Origin of the sequence: Micromonospora sp. Mcm103, assembly GCF_024519755.1 — a bacterium.
Lineage (GTDB): Bacteria > Actinomycetota > Actinomycetes > Mycobacteriales > Micromonosporaceae > Micromonospora > Micromonospora aurantiaca.
Window position 1 is genome coordinate 305,322 of record NZ_JALJRJ010000004.1, and the last position, 18,291, is coordinate 323,612.

Annotated in this window: 18 protein-coding genes; 5 read left to right on the plus strand and 13 right to left on the minus strand. The window is 73.0% G+C overall.

Going from position 1 to position 18,291, the window contains the following annotated elements:
• Genes OC439_RS08650 through OC439_RS08660 form a run of 3 tightly spaced genes read right to left on the minus strand, consistent with a single transcriptional unit; the run spans position 1 to position 2,929 of the window.
• Positions 1–492 (minus strand): SRPBCC family protein, encoded by a 492-nt coding sequence (locus OC439_RS08650; RefSeq protein WP_262012976.1) that lies wholly within the window; start codon positions 490–492, stop codon positions 1–3.
• Entirely contained in the window at positions 492–2,180 is a 1,689-nt protein-coding gene (locus tag OC439_RS08655; RefSeq protein ID WP_262012977.1) for an ABC transporter permease, read from the minus strand. Before OC439_RS08655 ends, OC439_RS08650 begins: the two co-directional genes overlap by 1 nt.
• Positions 2,165–2,929, minus strand: coding sequence for an ABC transporter ATP-binding protein (locus OC439_RS08660; RefSeq protein ID WP_135242523.1), 765 nt, complete (start codon positions 2,927–2,929; stop codon positions 2,165–2,167). The genes OC439_RS08655 and OC439_RS08660 overlap by 16 nt, the downstream gene beginning before the upstream one ends.
• A 151-nt stretch (positions 2,930–3,080) precedes the next feature.
• Between OC439_RS08660 and OC439_RS08665 the strand changes: the two genes are divergently transcribed.
• The gene (locus OC439_RS08665; RefSeq protein WP_262012978.1) at positions 3,081–3,581 is read left to right on the plus strand and encodes a SigE family RNA polymerase sigma factor; all 501 of its coding nucleotides are present in this window, start codon (positions 3,081–3,083) and stop codon (positions 3,579–3,581) included.
• Positions 3,574–4,428: a hypothetical protein gene (locus OC439_RS08670; RefSeq protein WP_262012979.1), complete on the plus strand. Its 855-nt coding sequence runs from the start codon at positions 3,574–3,576 to the stop codon at positions 4,426–4,428. Before OC439_RS08665 ends, OC439_RS08670 begins: the two co-directional genes overlap by 8 nt.
• A gap of 45 nt (positions 4,429–4,473) precedes the next feature.
• Here the strand turns inward: OC439_RS08670 and OC439_RS08675 are convergent, their stop codons facing one another.
• Both OC439_RS08675 and OC439_RS08680 read right to left on the minus strand, forming a co-directional pair.
• Positions 4,474–6,114: a cation acetate symporter gene (locus OC439_RS08675; RefSeq protein ID WP_262012980.1), complete on the minus strand. Its 1,641-nt coding sequence runs from the start codon at positions 6,112–6,114 to the stop codon at positions 4,474–4,476.
• A complete protein-coding gene (locus OC439_RS08680; protein ID WP_262013029.1) occupies positions 6,114–6,464 on the minus strand; it encodes a hypothetical protein in 351 nt (116 codons plus the stop codon). The genes OC439_RS08675 and OC439_RS08680 overlap by 1 nt, the downstream gene beginning before the upstream one ends.
• A 346-nt stretch (positions 6,465–6,810) precedes the next feature.
• Between OC439_RS08680 and OC439_RS08685 the strand changes: the two genes are divergently transcribed.
• Complete coding sequence (locus OC439_RS08685) at positions 6,811–7,338, plus strand: RNA polymerase sigma factor (RefSeq protein WP_262012981.1); 528 nt, start codon at positions 6,811–6,813, stop codon at positions 7,336–7,338.
• A complete protein-coding gene (locus tag OC439_RS08690) occupies positions 7,325–8,518 on the plus strand; it encodes a WD40/YVTN/BNR-like repeat-containing protein (RefSeq protein WP_262012982.1) in 1,194 nt (397 codons plus the stop codon). Before OC439_RS08685 ends, OC439_RS08690 begins: the two co-directional genes overlap by 14 nt.
• Positions 8,519–8,560: 42 nt before the next feature.
• Here OC439_RS08690 and OC439_RS08695 read toward each other — a convergent pair whose 3' ends face one another.
• The 5 genes from OC439_RS08695 to OC439_RS08715 form a co-directional block, all read right to left on the minus strand.
• On the minus strand, positions 8,561–9,223 hold the full coding sequence (locus OC439_RS08695) for a DUF5701 family protein (RefSeq protein ID WP_262012983.1): 663 nt from the start codon (positions 9,221–9,223) through the stop codon (positions 8,561–8,563).
• A 93-nt stretch (positions 9,224–9,316) separates the two neighbouring features.
• Positions 9,317–10,084 carry a LytR/AlgR family response regulator transcription factor gene (locus tag OC439_RS08700; RefSeq protein WP_013289288.1) on the minus strand — a complete coding sequence of 256 codons (768 nt, stop codon included), beginning with the start codon at positions 10,082–10,084 and terminating at the stop codon, positions 9,317–9,319.
• Complete coding sequence (locus OC439_RS08705; RefSeq protein ID WP_262012984.1) at positions 10,081–11,304, minus strand: histidine kinase; 1,224 nt, start codon at positions 11,302–11,304, stop codon at positions 10,081–10,083. Before OC439_RS08705 ends, OC439_RS08700 begins: the two co-directional genes overlap by 4 nt.
• 33 nt (positions 11,305–11,337) lie before the next feature.
• Positions 11,338–12,843, minus strand: coding sequence for a sugar transferase (locus tag OC439_RS08710; RefSeq protein WP_262012985.1), 1,506 nt, complete (start codon positions 12,841–12,843; stop codon positions 11,338–11,340).
• 324 nt (positions 12,844–13,167) lie between these two features.
• Entirely contained in the window at positions 13,168–14,028 is an 861-nt protein-coding gene (locus tag OC439_RS08715) for an Fpg/Nei family DNA glycosylase (protein WP_262012986.1), read from the minus strand.
• Positions 14,029–14,052: 24 nt separating this feature from the next.
• Here OC439_RS08715 and OC439_RS08720 point away from each other — a divergent pair, with 24 nt between their 5' ends.
• On the plus strand, positions 14,053–15,312 hold the full coding sequence (locus OC439_RS08720) for a glycosyltransferase (RefSeq protein ID WP_262012987.1): 1,260 nt from the start codon (positions 14,053–14,055) through the stop codon (positions 15,310–15,312).
• A gap of 481 nt (positions 15,313–15,793) precedes the next feature.
• Here the strand turns inward: OC439_RS08720 and OC439_RS08725 are convergent, their stop codons facing one another.
• The 3 genes from OC439_RS08725 to OC439_RS08735 are packed head-to-tail and all read right to left on the minus strand — an operon-like array spanning position 15,794 to position 18,277.
• Positions 15,794–16,516, minus strand: a complete 723-nt coding sequence (locus OC439_RS08725; RefSeq protein ID WP_262012988.1) for a CDP-alcohol phosphatidyltransferase family protein — start codon at positions 16,514–16,516, stop codon at positions 15,794–15,796.
• A complete protein-coding gene (locus OC439_RS08730; protein ID WP_030499402.1) occupies positions 16,491–17,558 on the minus strand; it encodes an iron-containing alcohol dehydrogenase family protein in 1,068 nt (355 codons plus the stop codon). The genes OC439_RS08725 and OC439_RS08730 overlap by 26 nt, the downstream gene beginning before the upstream one ends.
• Positions 17,546–18,277, minus strand: coding sequence for a phosphocholine cytidylyltransferase family protein (locus OC439_RS08735; RefSeq protein WP_262013030.1), 732 nt, complete (start codon positions 18,275–18,277; stop codon positions 17,546–17,548). The genes OC439_RS08730 and OC439_RS08735 overlap by 13 nt, the downstream gene beginning before the upstream one ends.
• Positions 18,278–18,291: the final 14 nt, after the last annotated feature.

Genomic DNA, 18,291 nt, shown 5'->3' on the forward strand with positions numbered 1-18,291 from the left:
TCAGTCGTCGGCGAGCAACCGGCGGGCGGCGGCCAGCACCTCCGGGTCGGCGCAGCCGGCCGCGTACCCGGCGATCCGGCGCTGGATGTCCCGCCCGAGCAGCCACTCCCCGATCCGCTCGGCGACCGGGCGCAGGAACGCCGGGCGGCAGCGGAAGTTGTACCGCCACGTCGCGACAGTGGTGCCGGGATCCGGGCCGGGCGCGAACCGCCAGCCGCCGCCGAACCGCTCGAAGAACCACGGTCCGCGCACCATCTTCATGCCGACGTTCGTCGGCGGCGACCAGGAGACGTACTCGCTGACCATGACCAGGCCGTGCCGGGAGCGGGTGTACGTGCGCACGCCCCGCCCGGGCCGCGTCGCGCCGTCGACGAAGTGCTGTTCCCGGACGAACGGATCCCAGCGGTACCGCACCGGGGCGGTGGTCTGGGAGACGGCGAACGCCAGCTCCGGGGGGACCGGGACGGTGACGACCGCTTCGACGACAGGCATCAGCGCCTCGGGGTGACATTCGCCAGCAGCTCCGGCTGCCGGTGGTCGAGCGTGTCCCCGGCCATGTACGCGCCGAGCAGCGCCGCGCCCCCGCCGTACGCCAGGCCGAGCGGCAGCGCCAGCCAGAGCCACACGTCGCCGAGCAGCGCGGCGGCCACCACGAACGGCACCGCCACCACCGCCGAGCCGACCATGGAGACCAGGGTGAGCAGACCCTTGGTGAAGCCCGCGCCGCTGTTCAGGGCGAACGGGTTGCTCGACTCGGGCAGCGAGTACGCGCCGAGCACGGAGACGAACGCGTTGATCGCCAGCCCGCAGCCGTACGCGGCGAACAACGCGCCACCCATCACGCCGAGCCATTCGGGCCGGCCGAGGACGACCGCCAGCGCCACCGCGATCACCACGAGCATCGGCACCACGTAGATCGAGAACGCGGCCATCCGCGCCCGCAGCTCCACCCGCCCCGGCACACCGGCGACCACGTTCGCCGCGTACGAGCTGCCGTCGAAGCCGAACTGGTTGGCCAGCGTCAGCGACGCGAGCGCCCCGACGAAGATCATGGACAGGCTGACCAGCGCCGGTGAGGAATCGGCGCCACCGAGTTCCGCCCCACCCTCGGTGGTGAACGACACGCCGCCGAGGTTGACCATCACCGGCACGAACACGCCGACCACGGCGACCGTAATGAGGTTGGCCCGGCGGCGGGCGTCCCGCCACCAGTAGCGGCATTCGCGGGCGACGAGCGCGCCGAACCGGTCCCGCCGGGCCCAGCCCACCGCGCGGGGGAAGAGCTGCGCGACCGCGCCGCCGGCCACAGCGCGCGGCGTCCGCGCGGGGCCGCTGCTCGCCGCGCCCACCATCGCCGTCTCCAGCGACCGGGACCACCAGAACAGGAGTACGCCGAGCGTCGCGAGCGCGATCAGCAGCTTCACCACCGCCGCGCCGGTCCGCCCCTGGGCCACGTCCAGACCGGCGGTCCACGGTGCGCCGAACGGCGTCCAGCCGACCACCCGGGCGACACCGTCCAGCCGGTCCCAGTCGGTCTGCCGTACCGCGGCGAGCACCAGCAACTGCAACGGCCCGAGCAGCGCGGCCAGCACCGCGAGCAGCACGGCGGCCAGGTCGCGGACCCGGCGAGAGCGCAGCATCGTCGCGAACGCACTTGTGAGCGCGCGGGCACCGGCCAGGCAGACGAGCAGCCCGACGACCACGCCGAGCGCGCCGACCAGTGCGGCCGCCCATCCACCGAGCGCACCGGCGGTGACCACCAGCCCGGCCGCCGTGATCGCTGTCGCCAACGCCGGCACGCTGACCAGGGCGGCGGCGAGCAGGCCGGTGACCAGGGTGCGGCGGGACAGCGGCAGCAGCGCGAACCGGGCCGGGTCGAGCGTCTCGTCCACGCCGAAGAAGACGAGCGGCAGGAGCAACCAGCCGAGCGTGAGCAGGCCACCGCCGAAGGCGGCGATCATCAGCGCGTACCGGGACTCACCGGCCAGGCCCGGCGCGGCCAGCAGGAAGAACCCGACGGCGGCGAACCAGAGCCCGAACAGCAGGCCGAGGACGAACAACGCGACCCGCCAGGTCTGGCCCCGGAAGTTGTTGCCGAGCACCCGCAGCTTGAGCCGGACGAAGTGCCAGGGCGACACCCGCCGGGCCGGGCGCTCGGGCACGGTCACCGGGACAGCCACGACAGCTCCTCGCCGGTCGCGGTCCGGCCGCCGACCACCTCCACGAAGACGTCCTCCAGTGACCGGTCGCCGCGCACCTCGGTCAGCGTGCCCACCCGCTTGATCCGGCCCTCGGCCAGGATCGCCACGTGGGAGCAGAGCCGCTCGACCACCTCCATCACGTGGCTGGAGAAGATCACCGTGCCGCCGCCGCCGACGTACCGGTGCAGGATGTCGCGGATCAGCGCCGCCGAGACCGGGTCGACGGCCTCGAACGGCTCGTCCAGCACCAGCAGGCGCGGACCGTGCAGCAGCGCGCAGGCCAGCCCGATCTTCTTCTTCATGCCCGCCGAGTAGTCGACCACGAGCGTGCGGCCGGCGTCGGAGAGCGCCAGCACGTCGAGCAGCTCCGCCGCCCGCTGGTCGACCACCGCCGGGTCCATGCCGCGCAGCAGACCGTGGTACGCCAGCAGCTCCGCCCCGCTCAGCCGGTCGAAGAGGCGTACGCCGTCCGGCATCACACCGAGCAGGCTCTTGGCGCGTACCGGGTCGGCCCAGACGTCGTACCCCAGCACCCGCGCCTCACCGGCGTCGGGCCGCAGCAGGCCGACGGCCATGGAGAGGGTGGTGGTCTTGCCCGCGCCGTTCGGGCCGAGCAGGCCGTAGAACGAGCCGGTCGGCACGGCGAGGTCGACGCCCGCCACCGCGACCTTGGTGTCGAAGCGCTTGGCCAGACCACGAAGGGACAGCGCCGGGTGCTGATCGGTCATGGTCCGACCGTATCGGGCTCCGGCCAGGGGCCGCTCGGACGGCAGGATGATCTCGCATCATCCCTGAGAGGTACGAGTCGCATTGCCGACGGCCTGCAACCGGCGACCCGGGCGGTGGGTGTCAGTCCCAGGGACGGCAGCGGGGAGAGACATGGATGCGGACAGTGCGTTCGAGGAGTTCTACCGGAGCAGCAGACAACGCGTGGTGACGGTGCTGTACGCGCTCGGCGGTGACCGGGCCGAGGCTCAGGACGCCGCCCAGGAGGCGTACGCGCGGGCCTGGCAGCGCTGGTCGCAGGTCAGCGAGTACGACGACCCGGAGGCGTGGGTCCGTACGGTGGGCCACCGCCTGCTGGTCAACCGGTGGCGCAAGGTGCGCAACAGCGTCGTCGCCTACCGGCGGCACGGTCCACCACCGCCGGTGCGGCCACCCTCGGAGAACACGGTGGCGCTGGTCGCCGCACTGCGGCAGCTCTCCGCGGACCAGCGGCAGGCAGTGGTCCTCTATCACCTGGCCGACCTGTCGGTCGCGGAGATCGCCGCGCAGACCGGCGTACCCAGCGGGACGGTCAAGGCTCGCCTCTCCCGGGGCCGCAAGGCCCTCGCCGCCCTGCTCGACATGACCCTGCCGGAGGAGATCCGCAATGCCTGATCCGATCTTCTCGGACCTGTACCGGGACACCGAGCACCTCGTCTGGCCACCCACCGAGCAGGTGCGGCGTCGAGGTCGGCAGCGGACGCGGCGTATTCAGATCGCCGCCGGTCTGGCCGCCGCGGTAGCGGTGGGCGTCGTCGCGTCGGGTGTGGCGCTGGCCCGTCCCGACGCCGCACCGCCACCCGTGCCGCCGGCCACCGTCGTTCCCACCCCGCCGACGCCGACGCCGGCGCCCACGCCGAGTTCCACGCCATCGGCCGAGCCGTCCGAGAGCGGGTCGCCGACGCCGAGCCGCACCACCGGACGGCCACCCGGCACGACCGGCGGCGAGACCGGCCGCGCGCCGACCAGGACGATTCCGGCGGCGGCGATGCTCCAGCTCGCCGACCTGCCGACGGGCTTCACGATGACGACCAAGGTGGAGGGGGACTGGTCCCTGGAGTCCGTGACCATCTACTGCGAGAACGAGTCGCCGGCGCTGAACGCCGGTCAGGTGGCCAGCAGGTCGGTGCAGTTCGACTCACCCAGCGACTGGATCGTCGAGCGGGTGACGCGGCACTCGGGCACCTCCGCCGACACTGTCATGAAGCGGGTCCGCCAGTTGGTCACGGGCTGCCGGCCGACGCGCCCGGAGGACTCGTTGTCCATCATGGCGGAGTCGCTCGGCGGCGACGACGCGGTGCTCGTGGGCGGCGACATGGGGACGCCTGCCCGCTGGGTGGTGGTGCGGCAGGGCGACCTGGTCGCCCAACTGCGGGTCGACCACCAGACCACGCCGAGCGAGGCCAAGCGAGTGGTCGGGTGGGTGGTCAACCGCCTCTGCGCCGGCACGGACACCTGCTGACTGGTGCTCGGGTGTGCGGCGGGGCCGGCGCGAGCGGGCCCCGCCTCACAGGCGCAGGGACTCCGGGGTGTGCAGGCGGAGCATGGTCGCGCGGACGTCGCGGGGCAGCCGCCGCCGGCTCGCCATCGACACGACCACCATGACCGTGAACGCCAGCGGCACCGTCCACGCCGCCGGCTGGGTGGTCAGCGTCGCCGGCCAGCCGGTCAGCGGCGGGCCGAGCACGGTGAGCAGCACCGCGCCGACCGCTGCGCCGCCGCCGACCAGCACCCCGGCGGCGGCGCCCAGGTCGGTCAGGCCGCGCCACCAGATGCCGAGCACCAGCAGCGGGCAGAAACTGGATGCGGCCACCGCGAACGCCAGCCCCACCACCTGCGACACGTCCAGCCCGGAGACGTTCAGGGAGAGCACCGCCGGCACCCCACCGGCGATCACCGTGGCGAGCCGGAAGCCGCGTACCGAGCCGCGGCCCAGCACGTCCGTCGAGATCACCCCGGCGACGCTGGTGAGCAGGCCGGACGAGGTGGACAGGAACGCCGCGAACGCGCCGGCCGCGACCAGCGCGGCGAGCAGCCGGCCGGTGGTGCCGTCGCCCAGCGCCGCGCCGGGCAGCAGCACCACCACCGCGTCGGTCTGGCCGCTCACCAGCAGTTGCGGGGTGTAGATGCGGCCCAGCACGCCGTAGACGGTGGGCAGCAGATAGAAGACGCCGACGAGCGCCAGCACCACGAGCGTGGTCCGGCGGGCGGCGGCGCCGTCGGGGTTGGTGTAGAAGCGGACCAGCACGTGCGGCAGGCCCATCGTGCCGAGGAACGTGGCCAGGATCAGCGAGTACGTGGCGAACAGTCCCCTGTCGTCCTCGCCCGCGGTGTCCGGCAGCAGCCACTCGGTGGCTCCGGTGGCCGCGCCGGACACCTCCGGCACCGGGTCACCGGCGGCGAACTCGAGGCGGTCGCCGGGGCGTACCTCCCGGATGTCGCCGTCGGGCAGGGTGAGCGTCGCGCGGTGCTCGACCACGACGGTGGTCGCGGTCCGGAACGTCGGGCCGTCGGGCGGGGTCACCGCCGGGCGGGCGTCGGCCTGCCACTGCAACGCCAGGAAGATCGCGGGTACGGCGAGCGCGGTGAGCTTCAGCCAGTACTGGAACGCCTGCACGAAGGTGATCGCCCGCATGCCGCCCAGCGCCACGTTCGCCGTCACCACCACGGCGACGAGCAGCGCCCCGAGCGGATACGGCGAGCCGGTGAGCGTGGCCAGGGTCAGCCCGGCGCCCTGCAACTGCGGCACCAGGTAGAGCCAGCCGATGAAGATCACGAATACGGTGGCGAGCGTGCGCAGCCGGCGGGAGCCGAGCCGCACCTCGCAGAAGTCGGGCAGCGTGAACGCGCCGGAGCGGCGCAGCGGCGCGGCCACGAACAGCAGCAGCGCCAGGTATCCGGCGGCGAAGCCGACCGGGTACCAGAGCACGTCCACGCCGTACTTGAGGATCAGCCCGGCGACGCCGAGGAAGCTCGCCGCCGACAGGTACTCCCCGCCGATAGCGGCGGCGTTCCAGGTCGGGCTGACCGCCCGGGACGCGACCAGGAAGTCCGAGGTGGTGCGGGCCAGCCGCAACCCGTAGAAGCCGATGCCGACGGTGACCAGGGTGACGGCGACGATCGCCGGGACCACGTAGTCGTTGGCCATCAGCGTTCCGGCCGTCGGATCAGGTCGACGAAGTCCTGCTCGTTGCGTTCGGCCAGCCGCACGTACGCCCAGCCGACCACGATCAGGAACGGGAAGGACACGACGCCGAGCAGCAGCCACGGCAGGTTGACCCCGAGCACCGTGACCCGGCCGACCGTGGGCGCGATGGCGAACAGCCAGGGCAGGCCGCCGAGCCCGATCAGCACCAGCAGGCTGAGCCGCAGCGCTAGGGAGAGCTGGGCGCGCATCAGCCCCTGCACGAGCGTCTCACCGACCGGGGTCTGCTGGGTGAGCTCGGAGCGGGTGCGGTCGGCCGGATTGCCGACCCGGGAGACCTCGGCCAGCACGATCCGGGTCCGCTTCGGCGCGGCGGCCGGCGGCGCCCCGCTGCCCGGCTCGTGGCGGCCGGGCGGGGACGCGCGGGGGCCGGGAACCGGGGTGGCCTCGGCGGGCCGCCCCGATGGATGCTGTTCCTCGGCTCCGGTCACCTCCGGCAGTCTCGCCCGCTCAGCGGGAATGTCAAGAGCACGGTTCCGAGCCCTGTGCACAACCTGTGGATAACGCTTCACGGCTGTGGATAACCCGGTGGATGGCGTGGAGTCGTTGTGGACGCTCGTCCTGCCGGTCGGCGAGATCTTCTGAACGATCCCCCGGAACCTTCCCGCCGTCCCGTGAGTGAACAGGTGGGGAGAGGGGGTGACGGTGCCCGACGGTGATCTCATCGCGGAGCTCTACGCGGGGTCCTTCCGCCGGCTGGTGGTCCAGCTCTACGCGGTGACCGGTGACCTGAGCGAGGCCCAGGAGGCGGTCCAGGAGGCGTTCACCAAGGCGCTGGTAGCGCCCGGGCGGTTCGCCCGGCTGGAGAACCCGGAGGCGTGGCTGCGGCGGGTCGCGGTGAACGTCGCCCGCAGCCGGCACCGGCGTCGGCGGGTCCTCGACCGGCTGCTGCTCCGGATCGGTCCTCCGCCCGCCGTCGCCGACCGGGCGCCGGAACACCTGGCCCTGCTGGCCGCGATGCGGGAACTGCCCGAGGGGCAGCGAACCGCGCTCGCTCTGCACTACCTGGTCGACCTGCCGGTGGAGGAGATCGCGGCCACCCTCGGCGTCTCCGCCGGCACCGTGAAGTCCCGGCTCTCCCGTGGACGGCAGGCCCTCGCGGTGCTGCTCACCGACTCCGACGCCAACGGCAGCCCCAGCAACGGGAGGATCGATGTCCGATCGTAGGCTCTCCGGTTTCGACGTCGACACGATCGCCGCCGCCGTCCGGCAGCCGCCGCTCGGCGAGCTGCGGTCCGTGGCCCACTTCCGCCGGCGTCGGTCCGGTGCCCTGGGCGCTACCGCCCTGGTGGTGCTGGCGGCCCTGGTCGCCACGCCGCTGGCGAGCCGGTCCGCACAGTTCGGATCGGCGGATCCGCCCGGGCCGACCCTGCCGGGCAGGGCCGGCGACTTCACGTTGACCGGCCCGGCCTCCGGCGTGGACGTCCGTGTCGCGACATGCGTGTTGCGCTTCGCCCGGACCGTCGACGGGGGCCGGACCTGGACCGACTGGGACGATGCGCGCTACCGGGCCGCCGACTGCGAGCCCGGTCCGGCCCGCAGCGGGAAGAGCCTGGAGTACGCCGTCCTGAGCGACCGCACCTACCTGGTCGACGACGACGGGGTGCGTCGCCTCTCCACCGACTACGGCCGCACCTGGCGGGACGCCGAGCAGGCGATCACCGCCGTGGGGGCCTTCCCGCCCGCCGCCCGGCCCGTCCCGCGCGGACTGGCGTCGCCGGCGGTGACCGAGCCACTCGCGGTCGACCCGTCGACGGGGGACGTCTACCGGCTCAGCGGGCAGCCGCCGTCGCCGCTGCCGCTCGCCGGCGTCTACCCCGCGTCGGACGGCAGCATCTGGACCACGTACGGGATCAACGGGACCACGGTCGGGGCCCGTAGCGCCGACCGGGGAGCGACCTGGAACACCTGGACGCCGGCCGCGGGGAGGACGGTTCTGGCGCTGGCCGGCGTGGACCGGCGGGTGGGCTACCAGATCGTCGCGGACGCGGACGGCGCGGTGACGCTGGAGCGGACCCAGGACGGCGGGACGACCTGGTCCACCACGGTGACCGGGCTGCCGGAGGTGACGCACTGGGATCTGACAGTGGGATCGGACGGATCCCTGCTGGCAGTCACCCAGACCGGTGCGGGCGACCACCGGGTCGCGGAGGTGCGGGTCAGCCGCGACGACGGCCGGAGTCTCGCCGTGGCCCGGGCGGGCGGCATGCCGGTCGCCTCGGTGAGTGTCGCGCCGGGGTACGCGTGGCTGTTCGGCCGGGACGACGGCCGGGACGGGGAGGCGGACCATCTGGTCCTCACGCGTGACGGGCAGGTCTGGACGCGGATCCTGCTGGCTTCCTCCTGACCGTGCCGGGGCGGGACCGTGTCGGCCCGCCCCGGCCACCGCTCAGTCCAGCCCCACCCGTACCGGGTTGGCGGTCGCCGAGCCGAGCCAGGTGTGCGGGTTGCCGAACCAGCACCAGCCGAGCTTCGGGGCACCTTGGCTGATCCACAGCGCGGGCACCCGCCGGTCGCCGCAGCGCGACCCGACGAGCGAGAAGCACCTGTTGCTCGCCAGCGCCTGCGGGTGCAGTGTGACGAACGCCAGACCTTCGTCGATGGTGATCGGCAGCCGGTCCTTCGCGGTCATGTCCTCCAGCGCGGCCGACGGCGGCACGTTGCGGTACTCCTCGCCCCGGTCCACGTCGAACAGCAGGTACGCGGGCCCGGCGGGCACCTCGAGCTCCTTTATCGGGTGGAAGGTGGGCAGGTCGTCGGCGGGGAAGTTGCGGTCGAGGACGCCGGTCTTGCGCTTGCCCGCCAGCGTGGTGAGCGCGATCCGTTCCGGCACCGGCACCAGTTCCCGCGTTGTCACCAGCAGGAACGGCACCCGCGCGTCGGTGGGCCCGGCCAAGCCGGCGGCACCGGTGACCGCCGCGTCGCGCAGCGGGGTGAGCAGCGTCCGGAACTCCTCCTCGGTCTGCCCGGCCAGTGCCGGGTAGCCGAGCTGCACGAGGCGGTCGAGCTGGCTGTCGAATTCGGTAGCGGCGTCGAAGCGGTCGTCGGACATGCGGTCCCCCACCCTGTCGTACGGTCTGCCGTACATTGTACGCCAGCGCGCGGCAGCGACAAGCCGACCACCGCGCCGACGGCACCCCGCCCCTCAGCGACTCCAGTCCTGCTTCGCGGCACGCACCAGCTTGTCCTTCAGCTCCCGGGTGTGCCGGCGGCTCACCGGCAGCTCGGATCCGTCGATCACCACCACGTAGCCGGAGTTGACCAGCCGCAGCTCGGCGATGAGCCGCAGCTGCACCAGATACGAGCGGTGGATCCGGACGAACCCGGCGTCGGCCCAGCGCTCGGCCAGCGTCGCCAGCGAGACCCGGACCAGGTGCGACCCCTCCGCCGTGTGCAGCCGCGCGTAGTCGCCCTGCGCCTCCACCCACCGCACCGCCGAGCGAGGCAGCATCCGGGTGGTGCCGGCCAGCTCGATCGGAATGGTCGGATCCTCCTCCGCCCGGGCCAGCGCGGCCGGATGCGACGGCACCACCCGGGAGCCGATCACCCTTCGCAGCGACTCGGCCAGCCGCTCGGCGCGTACCGGCTTGCGCACGTAGTCGGTGGCGCCCAGGTCGAACGCGTCCACCGCGCCGTCGTCGTACGCGGTGACAAACACGATCGCCGGCGGACGGGCGAACCGGCGCAGCACCCGGGCCAGCTCCATGCCGTCCAGCCCCGGCATCCGGATGTCGAGGAACACCACGTCCACGTCGTCGTCGCGCAGCACCCGCAGCGCCTCGGTCGCGTCCCCGGCAGTGTGCAGCCGGGCCACCCGGGGATCGGCGCGCAGGTGGTACGCCAGCTCGTCGAGCGCGGGCGGCTCGTCGTCCACCGCCAGCACCCGGAGGAATCCGGTGCCGGTGACGGTCACGACGACGCCCGGACGCCGGGGTGGAACTTCGGTACGCGCATGCTGACCTTCGTACCCGAACCCAGGCCGGTCTCCACGACCAGGCCGAACCCGTCCCCGAAGACCGACCGGAGCCGTTCGTCGACGTTCGAGAGGCCGACGTGCTGCCCCGGGTCGTCGGCCGGGTCGCCGGTCGCGCCCGACACCTCGGCGATGCCGGCGGTAAGCGTCGTCGGATCCATCCCCACCCCGTCGTCCTCCACCGTGATGTGACACTCCGCGCCCGCGTCCCGGGCCTCGATGCTCACCATGCCGGTGCCCGGCTTGCGGGACAACCCGTGGCGGACCGCGTTCTCCACGAGCGGCTGGAGGCAGAGGAACGGCAACGTCACCGGTAGCACCTCCGGTGCGATCTGCAGGCGTACCTGGAGCCGCTCGCCGAAGCGCGCCCGCTCGATGGTCAGGTAGCGGTCGATCGAGCGCAGCTCCTCGGCGAGCGTGGTGAACTCGCCGTGCGCCCGGAACGAGTAGCGGGTGAACTCGGCGAACTCCAGGATCAGCTCCCGCGCCCGCTCCGGGTCGGTGCGCACGAACGAGCCGATCGCGGTCAGCGCGTTGTAGATGAAGTGCGGGCTGATCTGGGCGCGCAGCGCGCGTACCTCGGCCCGCGCCAGCCGCTCCCGCGACGACTCCAGCTCGGCCAGCGCGAGCTGGTCACCCGCCCAGTGCGCGGTCTCCAGCGTCGCCTGCACCAGACCCGGGGCCGGGCGCTCGTCGGCCACCGCCACCAGCGCCCCGACCACCCGCCCGTCCGCGCGCAGCGGCGCCACCACCGCGCCGCGTACCGGACAGTCGACCAGGTCGCAGCGCAGCTCCGACTCGCCCAGCACCGTCGAGCGCCCGCTGTCGGCCGCCCGCCGGGCCGCCGCGACCAGTTGGTCGCCGTGATGCGCGCCCTGCCCGTCGATGGCGAGCAACGCGTCCCGGTCCGTCAGCGCCAGGCCGGCCGCGCCGACGAGGGCCCGCAGATGGCGTACGGCCTTCGCCGCGTCCGCCGCGGTCAGGCCGGCGCGCAGCGGCTCGGCGGCGAGCCCCGCGGTGTGCAGCACCTCGTACGTGGCCCGCTGAGTGGCGGTGGCGATGCCCCGCCGGCCGCGCAGCCGCAGCACCGCCCAGAGCGCCGCGGCCAACGCGGTGACCAGCGAGACGACGGCGAAGACGGCGGAGAGGTTGCCACCCACGCAGCGATCCTGCCGGGTGGCGGCCCGGTAGCGCTAGTACGCGCCCTTGCGGGCCAGCACCACGCCGACGGTCCGCCACAGGATGCTGAGGTCGTACGCCAGCGACCAGTTGTCGACGTAGTAGAGGTCGAGCCGGACCGCCTCGTCCCAGGACAGGTCGGAACGGCCGGAGACCTGCCACAGACCGGTCATGCCCGGCCGGACCAGCAGCCGGCGGCGGACGTCGCCGAGGAAGTCGCCGTCGTCGGCGGGCAGCGGGCGCGGGCCGACGAGCGACATCTCGCCCCAGAGCACGTTGATCAGCTGGGGCAGCTCGTCCAGCGACGTGGCGCGCAGGAAGCGGCCCACCGGGAAGACCCGGGGGTCCTGCTTCATCTTGAACAGCATGCCGTCGGTCTCGTTGCGGTCGACCAGGCCGGCCAGCCGCTCCTCGGCGTCGACGTACATGGTCCGGAACTTCCAGACCCGGAACGTCCGCCCCTCGTGCCCCACCCGGGGCTGGCGGAAGAAGACCGGCCCGGGGTCGGAGATCCGGATGGCCACGGCGACGGCGAGGAAGAGCGGGACCAGCAGCAGCAGGCCCAGCCCGGCGGCGACCCGGTCCATCAGGTTCTTGGCCAGCAGCGCCGGCCCGGACAGGGTCGGCTCCTCGACGTGCAGCAGTGGCAGGCCCTCGATCGGGCGGATGTGCACCCGGGGACCGGCGATGTCGGTGAGCTGGGGCGCGACCACCAGGTCGACGCCGGAGCCCTCCAGCTGCCAGGCCAGCCGGCGCAGCTCACCCGGCTCGGCGCTGGCCGAGCCGCAGACCGCGATGGTGTCGCCGCCGACCTCACGTACCAGGGCCAGGACGTCCCGGCCCGCGTACACCGGCACCGGGGTCTCCAGGCCGCGCGCGGCGGCGTACCCGTCGGTGAGGTGGATGGCCACCGGCACCAGGCCGACGGACGGGTTCCGGGTGACAGTGGTGTAGACCTCCAGGCACTCCGGAAGCGTGCCGACGAGCACCATCCGGTGCCCGGCGTGGCCGGCGCGGCGGCGCAGCGTGTGCAGGCAGGCCCGGGCGATCATGCGGACGAGCAGGATCAGTAGCAGGGCGCCGAGCAGCGCGAAGCCGACCGTCCACCGGGACAGGGTGGTCTTCGTGGCGAAGGCGAGGAAGGAGACCGTCGCGGCGACCGCCACGCCGGCCCGGATCACCCGCTTGTACTCGTCCGGGCCGAGACCGAGGTAGCGCCGGTCGTAGGCCCGGTTGCCCCAGAGGATGAGCACCCAGCCGAGCGGCAGGAGCACGAACGCCACTGTGTAGAACCACGCCTCGGGCGCGTCGCGGAAGCCGGAGGCGGCCTGCTCGAAGATCTGTACGGCCAGGAAGCTGGCCAGGGCGGCCGCACCGAAGTCCAGCAGCAGCAGGAGGGCGATGTACGGCCGGTGCCACCGGGACACCCGGCGGCGGGCGCGGGCCCACGCCGACCGCGGTACGCCGTTGTGTGACGGCGGAGTCGGCGGCTGGATCTCAAAGCTGTCGACGTGCCGCACGCTCTTGCTCCGGCCTCTGTCGGTTACCGGGCGCTGGAGGCTTGTCGTCACCTCAACCCATGTCCTCCCGCATGACCCGCGTCCTCACTCGCCGTGAGGGCCCGGGTCGCTCACCGTCCCAGTCTCCCACGCGGGCCCGGCCCGGACCGGCCCCCGCGAGGAAGCCGTTCCGCTGGTGCTCGGTGAGATCTGGCCGGCTCCGAATCAGTTGTGAAGCCGGGGACCGAGCCACTATACCGATGGATGACGGCTCGGGTAGAGGGGCGGACCGGACCTTAGGCGATCGCCGGTCGATTCCGCTCGGTAACCGGCGGATCCGGTTACTCACCGTACGAGCCTGGACAACCTTCGGTCAGCCAGGGGCTTGCCGCCGGTCTGGCAGGTGGGGCAGTACTGCAGGCTCGAATCGGCGAACGACACCTCCCGCACGGTGTCGCCGCAGACCGGACACGGCAGCCCCTTCCGGGCGTGCACCTTGAGGCCCGAGCGCTTCTCGCCCTTCAGCTCCGCGGCCCGCTGGCCCATCGACCGGCGTACGGCGTCGCCGAGGACCGTGCGCGTCGCCGCGTGCAGGCCGGCGAGCTGGTCGTCGGTGAGCCGGTCGGTGATCGCGAACGGCGAGAGCCGCGACGCGTGCAGGATCTCGTCGGAGTACGCGTTACCGACGCCGGCCAGCACCGACTGGTCGGTCAGCACGCCCTTCACCTGGCCCTTACGGCTGCGCAGCCGCTCGGCGAAGGTCGGGAGATCCGCCTCCAGCGCGTCCGGCCCGAGCTTCGCCACTCCGGGCACCTGCGCCGGATCGGTGACCAGGTAGGCGGCCAGCTTCTTCTGGGTGCCGGCCTCGGTCAGGTCGAAGCCGGAGCCGTCGTCGAGGCGTACGCGCACCGCGATCGGCCCCTTGCCGGGCCGCAGCGGGGCCGCCGACGGGAACGCCTCCCGGTAGTGCAGCCAGCCCGCCCGGGCCAGGTGGACCACCAGGTGCAGTCCCTCGTAGAACCGGACGTCCAGGAACTTGCCGTACCGGCCGGCGCCGGTGACGGTGCGGGCGGCGACCGCGCTCGGCGGCGGGTCGTACGTCTTCAGCGCGTTGATCGCGGCGACCTCGAACCGCTCGACGCGGCGGCCCACCGCACGCTCGCGCAGGTAACCGGCGAGCGCTTCCACCTCCGGTAGTTCGGGCATCGTCCAACGGTAGCCTTCTTTCCCGTGAGAATCGTGGTGGCGCACAACCGGTACCGGGAAGCCCAGCCCTCCGGCGAGAACACCATCGTCGACGCGGAGATCGCCCAGCTCACCGCCGCCGGCGTGGAGGTGCTGCCGTTCCTGCGCAGCTCGGACGAGATCCCGTCGATGTCCAAGCCGGCAAAGGCGCTGCTGCCGATCTCGCCGATCTGGGCACCGAAGGCCCAGCACGACCTCGACCGCCTGCTGACCGAGCATCGGCCGGACGTGTTGCACCTGCACAACCCGTACCCTCTGCTCTCGCCCTGGGTGGTGCGGACCGCGCACAAGCGCGGGGTGCCGGTGGTGCAGACGGTGCACAACTACCGGCAGGTCTGCTCCTCCGGGCTGTACTTCCGCGACGGCGTGATCTGCCAGGACTGCCGGGGCCGGGCGCTGGGCGTGCCGGCGATCGTGCACCGCTGTTACCGCAACTCGCGGGCGCAGAGCGCGCTGATGGCGACCACGCTCGCCGTGCACCGCCCGACCTGGAAGTCGGTGGACCGGTACATCGCGCTCACCACGGCTGTGGCTGATCATCTGCGCGACTACGGCATCCCGGACGAGCGGATCGTGGTGAAGCCGAACGCGGTGCCCGACCCGGGCGCCCCGGCGCCGGCGGGGAACGGCTTCCTCTTCATGGGGCGGCTCAGCCCGGAGAAGGGCCTGGACCTGCTGCTCGCGGCGTGGCGGCGGCACCCGGTGGGCGCGCTCGGCCCGCTGCGCATCGCCGGTGACGGCGAGCTCCGTCCGCTCGCCGAGGCGGCCGCCGCCGAACGGCCCGACGTGCACTACCTGGGCCAGCTCGACCGCTCCGGGGTACGCGCGGTGCTGGCCGACAGCTCCGTGGTGCTGGCCACCTCCACCTGGCACGACGTGCTGCCCACCGTGATCATCGAGGCGCTGGCGTCGGGGCGGCCGGTGCTCGGCACCGCGCTCGGCGGCATCCCGTATCTGGTGGGCGCGGACGGCCCGCGCGAGCCCGCAGGCACCGGCCCGGCCGAGGTGGCCACCGCGGCGCCGGGCGACGGGCTTGTCGCGTTGCCGGCCGGGGTGCAGCGCGGCGAGGCCGGCTGGGTGGTGGCGCCGGAGGTGGACGCGCTGGCCGCCGCGCTGCCGCTGGCCGCCGCCGAGGCGGGGACGCTCGCCGGTCCGGCCCGGTCCCGCTACGAGCGCACCTTCCACCCCGACGTGATCACCAAGCGCCTGATCGACATCTACGCCGGCTTGCAGAGCCGCGCCTGACGCGATCTGACCACTTTGCGTTACTGGTAGGTGTGCACCTGCACCGGTCACCGTCTGTGACGGGCGGTTTCTCGTCGATCCGCGCCCTCGATCATCGATCATGGGCTTGAGCTGCTCGAATGTCTGAGAGCCGACTCCGCCGGTAGTTGCCTCTCCGCCGCCTTTGCTCTGCAGCCATCGACGCGGCAGTGACCGAGAGTTCCTGGTGCGCATATGGCTGCAGAGCAAAGGCGCCGAAGGTGAACCGCCCACCCTCGCGGGGACGTCACTATCAGTGACTGACGTCTGGTGCGGCGACGGACTCGCCTGCGCAGGCGCCATCGGCGCGTCGGACAGGGCGGCCTTCTCATTGAGCGTGACGACGGCAGCACTACGCGCGGCAGGGCACGACAGCGAAGGGCACGACAGCGCAGGGCACGACGGCGGCGGAGGGGCCGACGAGGGCGGCGAAGCCGGAGTGAGGCGAGGGCGGGAGGAGGCTTCAGCGCAGGGAGGCGCGGGCGGAGAAGACGATGCTGGCCAGCAGGAATCCGCCGTTTACGACGGTGAACGCGACCATCACCCAGAACGCCAGCGCGGGCGCGAAGGCCAGCACCAGGCCGGCCACGAAGATCACCGCGCCGTAGTCGCGGACCAGCTTCACCAGGCGCACCGGGAGCGAGGTCGAGGTGACCATGCTCGCCGCGTTCGGCCCGGACTGCATCACCGAGGTCACCAGGTTGACCATCCAGGTGCCGGCGAACACGGCCACCAGCCAGACCGGCGTGGACGGGCGCTGCGCCACGGCTGTCGCACCGATCGCGGCGACGAGCGCGATCTGGGCGGCCACGTCGCAGAGCACGTCGATCCGGGCGCCGGCCGCGCTGCCCTGACCGGTCACCCGGGCGAGCTGCCCGTCGGCGCAGTCCAGCGCGTACGCGATCTGCCACGCGACGAGCGCGAACAGCCCGACCGCCCAGGCCGGTACGGTGCCGGCGGCCACGTCGTCGGCGAGTGCCACCACGGTGACCGAGGCGGCCAGTCCCAGCACCAGGTTGGTCAGCGTCAGCGCGGTCGGGCGCAACCCCAGGCGCTGCGCGGCGAGCGCGAAGGCCGCCCCGATCCACTGGCTGATCGACTCGCTGAACAGGCCGCCTCCCCGGTTGACCCGGTGGAAGTCGGCGACGGTGGGGCGGGGCTCAGCCAATGTGGTCGCGGAGGGCACCGGCGTAGTCTGCCAGCCGCTCCCGCGTCTCGGTAGCGGACATCGCGAGGTGTTCGAGGATGGTGTAGCGGTCCGGCCGGGTGGCCGGCGCGAACTGCACCGCCTCGACGAACTGGTCGTCGGTCAGCTCGACCTCGGCGGGCAGCCGGGGCAGCCCGTGCCGGGTCAGGCAGGCCGCCATCTCGGCGAACCGGCGCTCGTCGCCGCGCAGGTACGTGCAGAACAGCGCACCGAGCCCGGCCAGTTCGCCGTGCGAGGCGGTGCCGGGGAACAGCGCGTCGATCGCGTGCATGATCTCGTGGCAGCCGCCGCTGCACGGCCGGCTGGTGCCCTCGATCGCCATCGCCAGGCCACTGGAGATCAGCGCGTCGGCGAGCACGGTGACGAAGCCGTCGTCGTTCATGTCACCCGGGTGGTTGAGCACCGCCTCGGCACCTGCGCGCGACAGCGAGGCGGCCAGCCCGTCGACCCGCTCACCGCGGACCCGCCGGGCCAGTTCCCAGTCCGCCAGCGCGCTGATGTTGCTGACCACGTCGCCGATGCCGGCCCGGTTGTGCCGCTCCGGCCCGGCCTCCACGAAGTCCAGGTCGACGATCACCGCGATCGGGATGTGCACCCCGTAGGACCCCTTCAGGCCCTCGGTGATCAGGCTCGCCACCGGGGAGGCGATGCCGTCGTTGGCGAGGCTCGTCGCCACCGAGACCATCGGCAGGCCGCGACGCGTGGCGGCGTACTTGGCCACGTCGATGGTCTTACCGCCGCCGATGCCGACCACCGCGTCGTACGACCGGGTGCGCAGCTTCGCCCCCAGGTCGTCGGCGGCGTCGAGCGTGCCCCCGGCCACCGTGAACACGTCGGCCGAGCGCAGCGACGGCCGGATCAGTTCGGCGATCCGTTCGCCCTGCCCCGGCCCGACCACCACGGCGACGTCGCCACCGGCGGAGATCCGCCCGTCGGAGAGGATCGCCGCCAGGTCGGCCACCGCGCCCCGCCGCACGTCGATGTGCAGCGGGGTGAGGACGCTGCGGGCTAGTAGCGGCACGCGATCTCCCGCGCCCGGGCCAGATCGGCGTGGTTGTCGACCTCGACCCAGGAGACGTCACCGATCGGGGCCGCCCGCACCTCGCCGCCGCGCTCGGCGAACTCCTGGTAGCCGTCCTCGTAGTAGAGGTTCGGGTCGCGCCGCCAGGTCGCCTCCAGCGCGTCCGCGAGCGGCACCGCCACCTGCGGCTCGATCAGCGTCGCGCCGATGTACTCGCCGTACGCCTCGCCCGGGTCCATCAGCTTGGTGATGCGGGTGAGCTGGCCGGCGGCGTCGAAGGTGGTCTTCATCTCCTCCTCGGCCAGCGGCTTGAGCGTGTCCACTGCGAGCAGGATGCCCGGGCCGCGCTCGGCCAGCAGCGTCTTCTCCACGCTCACCGGGTGCACGGTGTCGCCGTTGACGAGCAGCACACCACGGGAGAAGTGCTCCCGCGCCAGCCAGAGCGAGTACGCGTTGTTCCACTCCTCGGCCTTGTCGTTGTGGACCAGGGTGAGGGTGACGCCGTACTTCTCCTCCAGCGCGGCCCGGCGCTCGACGACCGCGTCGGCCGCGTAGCCGACCACGATCACGACCTCGTTCAGCCCCACCTCGGCGAGGTTGCGCAGCGCGATGTCGAGGATGGTGATCTCCCCGTCGACCGGCACCAGGGCCTTGGGCAGGGTGTCGGTGTACGGCCGCAGCCGGCGCCCCGCTCCCGCGGCGAGCACCATCCCGATCATGCCGACACGCTCCT

Bases quoted from the DNA above. Each gene is read 5' to 3' on its own strand.
- OC439_RS08665 (WP_262012978.1), top strand. From the start codon at position 3,081: ATGGATGCGGACAGTGCGTTCGAGGAGTTCTACCGGAGCAGCAGACAA.
- OC439_RS08690 (WP_262012982.1), top strand. From the start codon at position 7,325: ATGTCCGATCGTAGGCTCTCCGGTTTCGACGTCGACACGATCGCCGCC.
- OC439_RS08660 (WP_135242523.1), bottom strand. From the start codon at position 2,929: ATGACCGATCAGCACCCGGCGCTGTCCCTTCGTGGTCTGGCCAAGCGC.
- OC439_RS08735 (WP_262013030.1), bottom strand. From the start codon at position 18,277: ATGATCGGGATGGTGCTCGCCGCGGGAGCGGGGCGCCGGCTGCGGCCG.
- OC439_RS08670 (WP_262012979.1), top strand. From the start codon at position 3,574: ATGCCTGATCCGATCTTCTCGGACCTGTACCGGGACACCGAGCACCTC.
- OC439_RS08695 (WP_262012983.1), bottom strand. From the start codon at position 9,223: ATGTCCGACGACCGCTTCGACGCCGCTACCGAATTCGACAGCCAGCTC.
- OC439_RS08650 (WP_262012976.1), bottom strand. From the start codon at position 492: ATGCCTGTCGTCGAAGCGGTCGTCACCGTCCCGGTCCCCCCGGAGCTG.
- OC439_RS08715 (WP_262012986.1), bottom strand. From the start codon at position 14,028: ATGCCCGAACTACCGGAGGTGGAAGCGCTCGCCGGTTACCTGCGCGAG.
- OC439_RS08675 (WP_262012980.1), bottom strand. From the start codon at position 6,114: ATGGCCAACGACTACGTGGTCCCGGCGATCGTCGCCGTCACCCTGGTC.